This is a genomic window from Arthrobacter sp. FW306-1B-G06A (genome assembly GCF_058781765.1).
The window spans coordinates 33,487-47,218 of the sequence record NZ_JBYSXB010000014.1 but is presented as its reverse complement, the minus strand read 5'-3'; the positions used below and the strand labels follow the sequence as shown (position 1 = coordinate 47,218).

The 13,732-nt window shown below is 63.5% G+C and carries 10 protein-coding genes; 1 reads left to right on the top strand and 9 read right to left on the bottom strand.

All coding sequences use genetic code 11. The annotated features are described in order from the left end of the window. Nucleotides 1–461: 461 nt before the first annotated feature. Nucleotides 462–1,871, bottom strand: a complete 1,410-nt coding sequence (locus AC3WJM_RS09475) for a DUF3100 domain-containing protein (RefSeq protein WP_253257187.1) — start codon at nucleotides 1,869–1,871, stop codon at nucleotides 462–464. A 210-nt stretch (nucleotides 1,872–2,081) separates the two neighbouring features. On the opposite strand from AC3WJM_RS09475, the gene AC3WJM_RS09470 reads away from it, so the two are divergent. Continuing rightward, nucleotides 2,082–3,578, top strand: a complete 1,497-nt coding sequence (locus AC3WJM_RS09470; RefSeq protein ID WP_492271727.1) for a chlorohydrolase family protein — start codon at nucleotides 2,082–2,084, stop codon at nucleotides 3,576–3,578. A 117-nt stretch (nucleotides 3,579–3,695) separates the two neighbouring features. Here AC3WJM_RS09470 and AC3WJM_RS09465 read toward each other — a convergent pair whose 3' ends face one another. From AC3WJM_RS09465 to mmsA, 8 genes are all read right to left on the bottom strand, one after another. After that, nucleotides 3,696–4,961, bottom strand: a complete 1,266-nt coding sequence (locus AC3WJM_RS09465; protein ID WP_492271726.1) for a DUF320 domain-containing protein — start codon at nucleotides 4,959–4,961, stop codon at nucleotides 3,696–3,698. 107 nt (nucleotides 4,962–5,068) lie between these two features. Next, nucleotides 5,069–6,013, bottom strand: a complete 945-nt coding sequence (locus tag AC3WJM_RS09460; RefSeq protein ID WP_306964035.1) for a hypothetical protein — start codon at nucleotides 6,011–6,013, stop codon at nucleotides 5,069–5,071. Between the two features lie 101 nt (nucleotides 6,014–6,114). Then, nucleotides 6,115–7,185, bottom strand: a complete 1,071-nt coding sequence (locus AC3WJM_RS09455; protein ID WP_492271725.1) for a Gfo/Idh/MocA family protein — start codon at nucleotides 7,183–7,185, stop codon at nucleotides 6,115–6,117. A 107-nt stretch (nucleotides 7,186–7,292) separates the two neighbouring features. After that, nucleotides 7,293–7,994: an ABC transporter ATP-binding protein gene (locus AC3WJM_RS09450; protein WP_059388016.1), complete on the bottom strand. Its 702-nt coding sequence runs from the start codon at nucleotides 7,992–7,994 to the stop codon at nucleotides 7,293–7,295. A gap of 2 nt (nucleotides 7,995–7,996) precedes the next feature. Beyond that, nucleotides 7,997–9,409 carry an ABC transporter permease gene (locus AC3WJM_RS09445; RefSeq protein ID WP_332601558.1) on the bottom strand — a complete coding sequence of 471 codons (1,413 nt, stop codon included), beginning with the start codon at nucleotides 9,407–9,409 and terminating at the stop codon, nucleotides 7,997–7,999. Between the two features lie 199 nt (nucleotides 9,410–9,608). Then, nucleotides 9,609–10,709: a substrate-binding domain-containing protein gene (locus AC3WJM_RS09440; protein ID WP_059388015.1), complete on the bottom strand. Its 1,101-nt coding sequence runs from the start codon at nucleotides 10,707–10,709 to the stop codon at nucleotides 9,609–9,611. 51 nt (nucleotides 10,710–10,760) lie between these two features. Continuing rightward, on the bottom strand, nucleotides 10,761–12,029 hold the full coding sequence (mmsB, locus tag AC3WJM_RS09435) for a multiple monosaccharide ABC transporter permease (protein ID WP_059388014.1): 1,269 nt from the start codon (nucleotides 12,027–12,029) through the stop codon (nucleotides 10,761–10,763). A 44-nt stretch (nucleotides 12,030–12,073) separates the two neighbouring features. Then, on the bottom strand, nucleotides 12,074–13,630 hold the full coding sequence (gene mmsA, locus AC3WJM_RS09430) for a multiple monosaccharide ABC transporter ATP-binding protein (protein WP_441413964.1): 1,557 nt from the start codon (nucleotides 13,628–13,630) through the stop codon (nucleotides 12,074–12,076). Nucleotides 13,631–13,732: the final 102 nt, after the last annotated feature.

The window sequence follows — 13,732 nt, the reverse complement described above, 5'->3', positions numbered from 1 at the left end:
TGTCGAGTTCGTCGTAGCCGGTGCCGTAGTCGTCGTCGAGCTCGGGGCCGCGCCCGAAACCTTCCTCGTACCGCGAGTCCAGTTCGGTGCGGTAATCCTCGTCGTGGACCTCGAAATAGTCCGGTTCGGCCAATGCGGTCATGAGAGCAGGGGTCTCCTGGGGTCGGGCAGGGGCCAGTATCGGGCGCGAAGGGGCGCGTCCGTTTCCGGGCCAGTTGATGGGGGCTCTCCGGGGGACCGGTTGAGCCTTTAGATCTTAGCAAGCCATAGATGGTCTGGAGTCCTTCAGCCGTTCATCTGACTCGGTATGTCGCGCGGCTCCGGGGATCAAGGAACCGCGATGCGTCGAACATCACCCTTGGGCGCCGCCGAGGGCGGGCGGAGACACGAGAGGGCGGTGGAATGGACGAAAGAGTCCATTCCACCGCCCTTGTTCGGCGTCAGTCGTCCGGCGTCAGCCCTCAGATGTGGATGACGAATTGTGCAAGTGCCGCGGCCGCTATGAAACTTGCGGAGAACGTGATGGTCGCCACAATGACCGTGCGCCAGTTGAGTGTCTTCAGCGCGTTGATGTCGCGTCCAACGTTCATGCCGAGCAGGGCGATCGAGCCAAGGCCCACGTAGAGCGGGTCAAGGTTGTGGGTGAAGGAGACGATCAAGCCGCTGAAAGGCAGAATCGGAGCTGTTGCCAACGTGGCGAGCGCAAGGACCCATACGCTCGACGGCACGGCGGGAACGTACTTGGCCAGTACGAATGCCAGCGCGGTAAGGAGGCCAAGGATCACCACGCCAATGACGTCGTTGATACTGGTGGACTTGGTGCCCAAGGCGTTGAGGACCACGCCCGCGGCGATGCTTGCACCGAAAGCGATAATCCACGTTGAGGGCTTCGTGCGCACTTCGGGGTCCTGGAGCACGGCTGAAACGTCCACTTTGGATCGGTCCTGTGGCCGGCGCAGCTTCGCGGCAACGGGGTTCCCGTTGCGGTCAAGGCGCTTGCCTTCGTCATCGCGGCGGAAGAGGCGCGACCAGAACTTGTAGAGCCGCAAAGACATCGGCAACGAAAGGAAGGCTCCGGCGTAGAAGCCCACAAGGTTCGTCACCAGGTTCGACAGGGCTGCAAGCGCCATGATCTCCGGTGCTTGCCCGGGATACAGGATGGACAGGGCCGCGACGCCGCCAAGCATCATGGATCCCGAGCCGAGGCCCAGGCCCAACGCGAGTGCAAGCGGGTCGAAGATGCCCATTCCGCCGAGCAAGCCGGCCAAGAGGGAGATGAAGACGGCGCCGAATACACTGCCCAGCAGCCACACGGAGAACACGCCGCGGTAGACCGGGGACTTCACACCGAAACGCTGCAGTGCGTAGGCCAAATAGGATTCCCGGTCAATTGCCCAGGTGGCCCCGATGGCCGTGCGGCCCATGCCCAGCGCGACGCCGACCGGCAGGGCAATGATGACGGTTCCGAAGATGTGGCCGACTTCCTGGAGCAGGATGGCCGGACCGAGGGAAGTCAGTTTGGCGAAGGAGGGTCCCACCTGGGTGCCGAGGGCTCCGAGGAACATGACGATGCTGACGTTGAGCAATACCGAGGCCACGGCACGGCTCTGGCCGGACATGGGGCGCACCTTCTGGACGCCGATGACGGCGCCCATCAGCACGGCCCACAAGACGGGCATGAGTACGATAGCGGCGTTGCCGAGGGGAATCTTGTGTGTTCCGGCCAGGATGGCGACGGCGCAGACGGCTGTGGACAGCAGGATCATCGATCCCCATTGCCGTGCGGTCGGGGTGAAGAGGCGGGCCCGTCCGTGATCGACGTTGACTACGGGCGTATCCACCTCCGGAGTGGTTGTGGATTGGTTCTTCATTGTTGTGCACCCTTCGTGTGCTGCAGTGGCGAGGGACGGATACATCCATGCCATTTGGTATACCAAAGATGGTAAGGTGGATCACATCGCAATGCAAGACATGTCACAAAAGCTGCTCGGATTCCCCAAACCTAGGGCATTCGCGCGATCGTCCGATGCCGGACTCGGTCTGCAGCTTTTTGACCTTGGGATACCAAATTTGGAGGGTTTATGATCACTCAGCTTTCTGCCCGGTACGTCCTTGGCTATGACGGGACCGGGCACGTCATGCACACGGATGGGCACGTGGTGATGAGGGATGACGAGATCATCTACGTGGGTACCGACTACGCCGGTCCCGTTGACGAACGCCGGGACTTTGGACAGAGCCTCATCTCCCCTGGCCTCATCGATCTCGACGCCTTGACGGACATTGATCACATGATCTTCGACTCCTGGCCCACCGAGGAAATCGCTCCGGGCTTGCAATGGTCCGAAGACTACTTCCATAACCGCCGCCGCGATGTCTTCACCGCGGCGCAGCGCCAGAGCGTACGCAAGTTTGCGCTGGCGCAGCTGGCCTTGCACGGCGTGACCACCTACATGCCGATTGCCTCGGAGATCCACAGCTCCTGGGCGGAAACCTTCGAGGAACTCAAAGGGATGGCGCAGTCCAGCATCGAGCTCGGCCTGCGCGGCTTCCTGGGCTCCGCGTACCGTTCGGGGATCAACGTCACTGACCACGACGGCCAGCGCGTGATCCTTTTCGACGAGGAGGAGGGACGCACAGGGTTCGCCGACGCCGCACGGTTCCTCGACTACGCCGACGAGCTAGGACACCCGTTGCTTACCGGTGTCCTGCTGCCATGCCGGATCGAGACACTCTCGGACGAACTGATGCGCCGGACTGCCGAACTGGCCACCGAACGCAACGCGCTGGTCCGCCTCCATTGCCTCCAGGGGACCAATGAAGACGGTTTCCTCGTCAAGCTCACGGGGCGTACAGTCCTTGAGCAGCTTGCGGATTCAGGCCTGCTGGACACGCGGCTCCTCATCCCGCACGGGGTTGTCATCGACGGCACCGACCCGTCCTCCAGCGCAGAAGGCGGGCCGTTGGATGTGCTGGCCCGGCATGACGTCAGCATCATTCACTGCCCCCTGACGTCGTTCCACTACTCAGGCATGCTCAAATCCTTTGACGCCTTCGCAGCCGCCGGGGTCAACATGTGCCTGGGAACGGATTCATTCCCACCGGACCTGATCAAGGGCATCGACGTCGGCACGCACCTGGCCCGCATCGCAGAGGGCCGCCGGGACGCTGGTACGGTCTCGGCGTTCTTCGACGCTGCCACCCTGGGTGGTGCCAGGGCACTGGGTCGCGACGACCTGGGGCGCCTGTGTCCGGGCGCCCAAGCCGACATTATGGTCGCCTCACTGGAGGACTTCCGTGACGGAGTCGTGGAAGATCCATTGCGCACGCTCATCCTCAACGGTTCGGCACGCAATGTCACCGACACGTACGTTGCGGGCCGCCCCGTGGTTGTTGACGGCTCGCTCCCAGGCATCGACCTGGATGGACTGCGCGCTGAGGGTCAGCAGCTCTTTGGACAGATGGTGGACGCCTACGGCGAACGCGACTACCTGCGGCGCGATGCCTCCGAGCTGTTTCCACCGGTCTATGCCCCGGCAGCAGCTCTGACACATGACGCGACGGCGTACGCACCTTAAGGGTTAAGGGTCAGAAGTCCCTATGTTCACGCGTGAGCTCCTCCGCGGGGCTGTTTGCCCTGCGGAGGAGCTGCAAGCGGGCTACATCCGATGCGGTGGAGAAGCCCGAGCCGGTGACTATGCGGGAATTGTTGCCCGGATCTTCCGGCTGCCCACCATCACGATGAGGCCAAGCAACAGCAGCGCTGCCGCGAACAACAACCACAGGCCATTGAAGCCGGTGCTTGCGAGAACAGCCGTTCCGGTCCCAACAGCACCCGCTGCAGTTACAGAGGCCGCATTGGCTTGTGCTGCAGTTCCGGATGCAAGGGCCGCCGGTGTCTCAACCGAAGGAGCGGCTGCAGCCGGATCGACGAAGCCCTGAGATCCGACCGGCCCGTTCACGACGGGCAGGTTCACGACCGGCAGGGTGACGGCGGGCAGGGTGACAACGGGTTGGCTGATAGAGGGCAATCCCAAACCCACCGATGCGGTGCCGACAGTGTTCGGCAGACCCAAGGGTGCCGTCAGTCCTGCACTCAAGAGCGATCCGACGCCTCCATTGGTGCCCGTCGACGCGGTGCCGAGTAGGCTCGCCGAGGTGTCACCCAAGGAGGCCAGTCCGTTCACCGACCCAGCGACGCCAGTGCCTCCGCTGGTGCCTGTCGGTGTCGTGCTGAGGACGTTGACCGAGGTGTCGCCGACGGTGGCCAGTCCGTTCACCGGGGCCGTGACGCCGGTTCCGCCGGTGCCTCCGGTGGTGCCGGTCGGCGTCGTGCTGAGGACGTTGACCGAGGTGTCGCCCACGGTGACTGGAGCGGTGACAGGCGCGCTGACGCCGGTGCCTCCGCTGGTGCCCGTCGGTGTCGTGCTGAGGACGTTGACCGAGGTGTCACCGACGGCGGCCAGTCCGTTCACCGGTGCCGTGACGCCGGTGCCTCCGCTGGTGCCTGTCGGTGTCGTGCTGAGGACGTTGACCGAGGTGTCACCCACGGTGACTGGAGCGGTGACCGGTGCGCTGACGGGAGCCGTCGCCTGGGTGCCAGAGGCTGTTCCAGGGGCGGAGTTGCTCAGAACTGCCAGTGAGGTGGCTCCGATATTAACAGGGACCGATATCGGAGCCACCACCTGGGTTCCGGACGGGACGGCTGCTCCCCCGGAATTGGTCGCCGGGGCCGGAACCGGGGCGAGTGCAGGGGCGGTGGTCGCGGCGCCCGAAAGGATTGAGAGCGACGTCGACCCGACGTTCACCGGAATGGACACCGGTGCAACGACTTGGGTGCCTGAGGCATTGCCCAGCGCACTTGTAGTGGTGTCTGCCGCGTTCGCGGCAGTTGCGCCGAGGGCTATCAACCCACCGGCAAAGAGGGTGCCAAGCAGCCCCTTGCGAATCATGCTGTGCATTATGTTGTTCTCCTGAACGAGTAGTTCCGAAAGGCGCATTGGAGCGCCTGGATTGGCCATTTGCCGCGGTCCGGAATTGGCTTCCGGGAAAGCGGCGGGGCGCGGAACTAGTCAGGGGATGAACCCGGGTCAAACGACACCGGAGCCGGAACTCTGCCGGCCGCAGCTGTTGACACGATGGTCCCAGCCAAGGGGTAAAACAGCTTGGTGCCTTGGAGCCAAGCGGCAGAAGCACCCGAGGGATTGCTGGAAAGGACCGCAGAGCCGCTTACGGTGTCGCTGCCGCCTGGCGCACCGGGCGGGAATGTCCCGTCGGAGGGCGCTGAAGGTTCGTTTGAACCGCTAGCCCGGACAGTCGACTTCGAAGGCGTTGCCATCAGGCCCGGAAGGCCACTGGAGCCAGCGAGGCTGAGCAACGGGGTCGCGACGTCCTGAGCCGACGTCAAGGGGACACTGCCAGCGGGCCCTGCAACAGCGGATCCCGCTTCAAGGGCTTCGCCGATTCCGGCGGCATCGGGGATGTGGATTGAAGGGACGGTTACGTCCGGGACAGTGACCGGAAGGCTGCCAACCAAGGAACCAACGCCTGACCCGACCCCGTCAACCGCGCGCGCTGCCGGCGATACGAGGCTTGCAGTCGCGGCACTAACTGCGCCATCAGGGAGGACTGTGCTCACCATGGGCGTGTTGGCCAGAAGTTGATCGACGCTCGCAGTCAGCTGCGGAAGCTCGTTGACCACCACAGGGGGCACCTGTACCGCGGGTAGCCGGACCTCGGGGACTGGAACGGATGCCACGGCCGGGGCCGGCACGGACGCGACACTTGCCGCAACCGCGTTGCTGACAGTTCCGGAAAGCCCCTTTGGCGTATTGTGCACCACGTTGGACACCGTAGAGCTCGCGCCGCCCAGAAGGGTGTGGTTGTTGGTGTTTCCGGAATCAGCGCTGGCTGCCGTGGAAGAGAGGGCGATCCAAACAACGGCCCCCGCGCCGGCAAGCATGACGGAGCGGAGAACATGAAGAACGCGCGACTTACTTTGCTCAGCTTCCATCTCGACACCCCCCAGCGTCAGCTTGGATCGACGATCGCTCCCATCCTAGGCCTCACTAGTTAACTAGTCCAGACGTTGGAGGGCGGATTCGCCCATTCAGTTCAGCGGACGTCGTTGGCGTATCGGACTCCGAGCTGGGATCGCACCCCGTCGAAGAGGCGCATTGTGTTCAGCGAATCGTCCAAGGGCATCACGGGACTTTCGGTCAGTCCTTGCTGGACACAGCGGGTAACCTCACGCAGTTCGTAGGTGTAGCCGATCCCGACCGCGTCAAAACGTTCGGTCCGGGGTTCATCCCAGCCCGTTCGAATCAGCAGCTCGCGCGGATTGTTAATGGACCCCTGCGTCTGGAGGAAGCCCTTGGAGCCTGCAACGGATGCCGAGCGCGGCCCATGGGCCAGCAACGAGGATGTCAGCTGGGCGATAGCACCGCCGTCGTAACCCAGCGTGAGCGCATTCTGGGAGTCGACGCCGTCGTCCGTCAAAGTGCCGATTGCGCTGACAGACTGCGGGAAACCGAGGGTGCCCAAGGGCCACAGCAGGGCGTACACCGTGAGGTCCAAAAGGGCTCCGCCGCCGTCCGCCGGGGCCCAAATGCGGGCGGTGGGATCGTAAGGGGCAGGGAATCCAAGGTCGGCGCTGACCCACTTGATGTCGCCCAGCTCGCCCGACGCGGCAATGGCGAATGCCCTCTGCATGCTGGGCAGGAATCGACTCCACACGGCTTCCATGAGGAACAGTTTCCGTTCCCGGGCCAGAGCGACGAGCTCCGCCGCTTCACGGCCGTTGATGGTCAAAGATTTCTCGCACAGGACGTGTTTCCCGGCGTTGAGGGCATCCCTGACGATCTCGAAGTGCTGGGCATGCGGGGTGGCCACGTAGACGACATCGACGGCGTCATCGGCTAGCAGCCGCTGGTAGCCGGGTACACCGCCGTCGTCGCCATAGGACTTCGTGACCCCCTGCGCGGCGGCAAAGGCATCCGCGGATTCCTGGCGCCGTGAACTCACTGCATGGAGGTTTGCGTCCTCGAGCTGGGCGAGGTCGCCGCTCACGGTCTTGGCGATTCCTCCCGTGGCGATGATGCCCCAGTTCAAGGCCTTGCCAGTGGCCGCGCGGGGATCCTGGTTCGGCTGGCTGAACAACCACGGTTTGGCGATATGCAGACTCATGCGGCCAATCCTCTCATTGCACAAGCCGCGTTTACAGGACGCATTCGGGCCAACGGGCCGGGAACCTTGCGATTCCCGGCCCTCCGTCTGTAGCACTGAAGAGGCGATCAGGCCCCGGCGGCGACCCGCGGACGAACGGCTTCCTCGCTCAGTTTGCCCTGCTGCAACCTGAAGCGGCGCTCGGTCTTCTGAGCCAGGCTCCGGTCGTGCGTCACCACCAGAATGGTGGTGTTATGGTCCCGGCTCAAGGAACTGAGCAGTTCGATGATGTGCTCACCGGTCTGCTCATCCAGGTTGCCGGTGGGCTCGTCGGCCAGGATGAGCTTGGGCTCGTTGGCCAGCGCCCGGGCAATGGCAACGCGCTGCTGCTCGCCGCCCGAGAGCTTGTTGATGCGGCGGGACTGTTTCTCCGGATCCAGCTGCACCTGCTCCAGGAGGGACCTGGCCCGCTCCAAGCGGGCAGCCTTCCGCATTCCGGCGAACTCCATGGGCAGCATCACGTTATCCACTGCCGAAAGGTTGGGGATGAGGTTGAACTGCTGGAAAACGAACCCGATGTCCCGGCGCCGGTATTCGGTGAGTTTGCCGGCGGGGAGCCCGGCCAGGCTGACTCCGTCCACGACGACGTCCCCGCTGGTGGGCTTGTCGAGGGCACCGAGCAGGGAGAGCAGGGTGCTCTTGCCGCTTCCGCTCTTTCCCACGATCGAGGCGAGGGTGCCCTTTTCGAGCTCGAAGCTCACGCCGTTGACGGGCTTGATGGTGCGGTCGCCGGACTTGAACTGGCGGACCAGGTCTTTGACTTCAATCATGGCTATTCTCCTCGGAGGACTTCGATGGGGCGGATGCGGGCGGTGAGCAGCGCTGGTACCAAGGCGCCCACGACGGCGACGCCGAAGACCGCGGCAACGCCTGCAGCAATGACGCCGGGGGAGGCGCTCGCCGTGACCGAGGTCAGCAACTGGGAGGCTCCGCCGAAGGGGTTTCCACCTGGACCACCAAACCCTCCGCCGCCGGGACCGCGCTGGCTCGTGGCCGTCGTCGAGCTGTTGGAACTGATCAGCGCCGACGCGATGCCGCCGCTGGCGAAGGAGGCGATGGCAGCGCCAACGACGCTGCCAAGCGCCACGAGGACGAGGGCTTCGAGCACGAACTGCAAGCCGATGGTCCGGTTGCGGGCGCCGATGGCCTTGAGGACTCCGATCTCACGGCGGCGCTCGCGGACCAACATGACCATGATGAGCAGGATGATCAAGCCGGCGGTGCCGAGTGCCGCGAAGAAGGCCACGAGTGAAATGTTCTTGACGCTGTCCAGCGAACTGACCGCGGTTTCGAGGTTCCGCTGGCCCTGTGTGACGTCGGCCTTGCCGGAGCCGAGGGCGGCTTGAAGCGCCGTCTTGGCGGCGTCCACATTCGCCATGCTGTTGACGGTGACCACCATGCTGGAGAGCTCGCCCGGAGTCGCCGCGAGGGCCTGGGCCTCGGCGAGTGTCGTGTACACGGCGTTGTTGCCGAAAGTGGTGCCGGCGTCGAAGATGCCTGCCACCGTGAACGTCTTGCCGGCGATGGTGAACGTCGAGCCGGCCTTGAGGTTGTTCTTCGTCGCGAGAGTCGTTCCGACGAGGGCCTTGGTGCTGGCGACGGTGTAGTCGCCCAGGCCTGTGCCGCTCGTGATGTTCAGGGCCTTGCCGGCGGTGTCCACCTCGGCCCCGATACCCGTAGCAGTGATGGGCAGCGAGAACGTGGGCGCCGTTCCGGTGCTACCCGAGCCCGTGCTGCCGCTTGTGTTGTTGCGGTTGCCGAGCGTGCCGGCGTCGATGGCTGCCTGAAGGTTCGTGGTGACGCTCGTGCCGCCGCCGGGACCGCCACCGGGTCCGGCTTGCTGCCCGGTGGTGCCGGTGGTCGAGGTGGAGGCCGTCGTCGCGGTCTCCAGCCGCAGCGCCTTGGTGCCCACCACGGAAACGACGTTCGGTACCGCTGCCGCCGTCGCGGTCTGGGCCGCGGTGAGCGGCTCGCCGCCGCCGTCGAATCCCTGCGCGCCGGCCGGATTCACGGTCAGGACCGTGCCCACGGAGGCGTTCAGCTCCTGGACCTTGCCGCCAACGGCTTGGTTGGCCACGAGCATGGCAAGCGCCAGCCCGATCGCGACGGCCAGGACTGCCACTACAGCCGCGGTTCTTATCTTGTTGCGGAAGGCATTGCCTACACTCCGGGCGAGGACGCTCACGATTCTCCTTCTGGACCTGGCCCGCCCCAGCGGCGCGCCTGCTCACCTAACAGTGCTCACGGCGGCTGTGCGGCTGTGCTGCTGAAGCTATGCGGGGCCTGTGAAGAGTTGCGCGACGGCGGATGGAGCCGGACACACCGACGGCGGCCACCCCCTGGAGTGGGGATGGCCGCCGTCGGTGGTGCCTAGAGGAGTGCTACTACTTGGTGATCGGGCCGAGGACCGGATCGTCCACGTAGGCCGTCTTCACGTTGGCGAGGGTCACGATGACCGGAGGCAGCAGGTACGCCGGCACGGTCTTGACGCCGTTGTTGTAGGACTTGGTGTCGTTGATTTCCGGGGTCTTGCCGGACTGGATGTCGTTGACCATGGTGATGGAGTGCTCAACGAGCTTGCGGGTGTCCTTGTTGATGGTGGAGTACTGCTCGCCCGCAAGGATGGACTTGACCGACTCAACCTCGGAGTCCTGGCCGGTCACGACCGGAAGCGGCTTGCCTGCCGCCTTGACCGAGGTCAGGATGGCGCGGGCCAGGGTGTCGTTCGGGGACAGCACGCCGTCCAGCGAAGCGCTCGTGTAGGTACCTGCGAGCAGGGTGTCCATGCGCTTCTGGGCGTTCTCTGCCTTCCAACCCTGGGTGACGGCCTGCTCGAAGGACTTCTGGCCGGAAACCACCTTGAGGGTTCCGTCATCGATCTTCGGCTGCAGGATGCTCATGGCGCCGTCGAAGAAGACCTTCGCGTTGGCGTCATCGGGGGAACCTGCAAACAGCTCGATGTTGTACGGGCCGCTCGGCTTCTTGGCCTTGAGTCCGTCCAGCAGGGCCTGGCCCTGCAGCACACCGACCTTGAAGTTGTCGTAGGCCACGTAGTAGTCCACGTTGGAGGTGTTCAGGAGCAGGCGGTCGTAGGCAATGACCGTAGCGCCGGCGTCCTTGGCCTGCTTGAGCTGCGTGCCCAGCTGGGCGCCGTCGATGGCACCGACGATGATGAGCTTGTCGCCCTTGGTGATCATCGCGCTGATCTGGTTCTGCTGCTCCGAAACGCCACCGTTTGCGAACTGCACATCCGGCTTGAAGCCTGCGCTTGTGAGCCCGTCGTTGAAGAGCTTCTCTGCCAGGACCCAGTTCTCACTGGTCTTCTGCGGGAGCGCGACGCCGATCGAGGAACCCTTGGGGAATGCCTCGCTGCCGCTTGACGAGCCACCGGAGCTGCCGCTGTCCGTACGGCCGCAGGCCGTCAGCGCCAGTGCCGCGATCGCAGCTACTGCTGCTGCCTTTCCTGCTTTACCAAACATTCGCATATCTTGGTTCGCTTTCTTTGTTGTGGATGGAACAAGCCGTCTTGAAGCCGATCAGGCTTCCTTGGAGATGACTTCCTTGGTTGAGGTCGTCTCGTCCGGGGCACTTTCGCTGCTCCGGCCGAAGTTCTTCATCATCAATCCGATGATCGATTTCTTGCCCTGCGTCTTGTTGTAGACGTCGAAGGCAACTGCCGCCAGCAGCACGAGGCCCTTGATGATCTGGGTGAGGTCCGCGCCGACGCCGAGCAGTTGGAGGCCGTTGTTGAGGACAGCCATGACCAGGCCACCAACGATGGAGCCGATCACCGTGCCCACGCCGCCGGTGACCGCTGCGCCACCGATGAATACGGCCGCGATCGCATCCAGTTCCCAGCCGACGCCGTCGAACGGACCCGAAGCCGTGGAGCGGCCCACGAAGATCATGCCGGCGAGGCCGGCAAGGATGGACATGTTCATCATGACCATGAAATTGACCTTCTTGGACTGGACTCCGGAGAGTTCGGCCGCGTGGCGGTTGCCGCCGACTGCGTAGATGTGGCGGCCAATGACCGTCTTGGCGGAAATGAAACCGTAGATCAGGACCAGCACGGCCAGAATAAGGCCCGGGATGGGGAATGAGGTGCCGGGGCGGCCAGTCGCGAACAGGTACGTGGCGTAGAGGATGGCTGCATTGACGAGCACGAGCTTGGTGACCATCACCCAGCCTTCTTGCACTTCGGCGCCCAGTGCCTGGGCGGTGCGGCGGGAACGGATCGCACTGACAATCACGAATGCGACGGCGATAAGGCCCAGCAGGATTGTCAGGTTGTTATACCCCGTCTTCGGCCCTATCTCGGGCAGGTACCCGGAGCCCAGGTACTGGAAGTCTTCGGGGACCGGAACGGTGTTGGACTTGCCCACGAACTGGTTGAAACCGCGGAACAGCAGCATGCCGGCAAGGGTCACGATGAAGGCCGGGATACCGACGTATGCCGTCCAGAATCCTTGCCAGGCTCCGATCAGGGCGCCGAGCAGGAGCCCGAACAGGACGGCTACGTACCAGGGCAGGTGCCAGTCCCTGATGGCCAGGGCCACCGAGATGCCGACGAAGGCCGCTACCGAACCTACGGAGAGGTCGATGTGGCCGGCGATGATGACCAGGACCATGCCGATGGCCAGGATCAGGATGTAGGAGTTGCCGTTGAAGAGGTTGATGACGTTGCCCGGGGTGAGCGTGCGGCCCGAGGTGAAGATCTGGAAGAAGATGACGAGTGCAACCAGGGCGAAGATCATGCCGAATTGGCGGGTGTTGCCACCGAATAGCTTCTTGAGCGCGTTCATTGTTTTGGGTCCTTGTGTCCGTGTGGTTCTGGAGGTGACCGGGGTCAGGCAGCTTTGCGGCTGGATGTCATGAGCTTCATGAGGCTTTCCTGGCTGGCTTCGTCCTTGTTGAGTACGCCAGTGATGGAGCCCTCGAAGATGGTGTAGATACGGTCGGAGAGGCCCAGCAGCTCGGGAAGTTCGGAGGAGATCACAATCACGCCCTTCCCTTGGTTTGCCAGCTGCTGGATGATTCCGTAGATCTCGTACTTGGCCCCGACGTCGATTCCGCGGGTGGGTTCATCCAGGATGAGAAGGTCCGGATCAGTGAACATCCATTTGGCGAGAACAACCTTTTGTTGGTTTCCGCCGGAAAGCTTCGATACGCCTTCCTCCACCGACGGCGTTTTGGTGCGCAGCGACTTCCGGTATTGCTCGGCCACCATGAATTCCTTGTTGGTGTCCACAACGATTCCCCGGCTGATCTTCTTCAAGTTGGCAGACACCGTGGTGGTCTTGATGTCGTCCAGGAGGTTCAGTCCCAGGCTCTTGCGGTCCTCCGTGACGTAGCCGAGACCGGCGTCGATCGCTTGGCGGACGCTGCGCATGGTGATCGGTTTGCCGTCCTTGTACACCTGCCCCGAGATGAACCGGCCGTAGGAGTGGCCGAAGACGGAGCGGGCAAGCTCAGTGCGCCCGGCGCCCATCAGGCCGGCAAAGCCGACGATTTCACCCCGGCGCACATGGAAGCTGGAGTTCTTGCAGACCAGGCGGTCCTGGATCTGGGGATGCCCAACGTTCCAGTCTTTGACCTCGAAGAACACCTCGCCGATCTTCGGCGTGTGGTCCGGGAAGCGGGACTCGAGCGTCCGCCCGACCATGCCCTTGATGATCCGGTCCTCGTCGACGCCGTCTTCCACGACGTTGAGCGTCTCGATGGACTTGCCATCGCGGATGATGGTGATCTCGTCCGCGATCTGCTCGATCTCGTTGAGCTTGTGGGAAATGATGATGGACGTGATGCCCCGGCCCTTGAGGCCAAGGATCAGGTCCAGCAAGTGCTGGGAGTCCGATTCGTTCAGGGCCGCAGTGGGCTCGTCGAGAATGAGCAGCTTGACGGACTTGTTCAGCGCCTTGGCGATTTCCACCAGTTGCTGCTTGCCGACGCCGATTTCCTTGATGGGGGTATCCGGGTCTTCGCGCAAGCCGACCCGTGCGAGGAGTTCGATTGACCGCTTGCGGGCCTCGGCCCAGTCGATGATGCCTCGACGGACGGGTTCGTTGCCGAGGAAGATGTTTTCCATGATGGACAGCTCGGGGATCAGTGCCAGTTCCTGGTGGATGATCACGATTCCCGCATGTTCGCTGGCCCGGATGTCCTTGAACTGCTGGACTTCCGCCTGGTACACGATGTCGCCGTCGTAGCTGCCGTAGGGGTAAACCCCGGAGAGCACCTTCATCAACGTGGACTTTCCTGCACCGTTTTCGCCGCAGATCGCATGGATTTCGCCCACCTTGACCCGGAGGCTCACGTCCGAGAGCGCCTTCACGCCGGGGAATTCCTTGGTGATGGACCGCATCTCGAGGAGAACCGGATCCTGGTGCGTTATGGGGGTCGACATACCCTCGCGCCTCCAATGTTTGACGTCGTTGTCGGCTCGGGGATGGCGAGCCTATCTGATGAGAAAGTAAACTGGATCACACCGCTTGTCGTCAAGACTTTA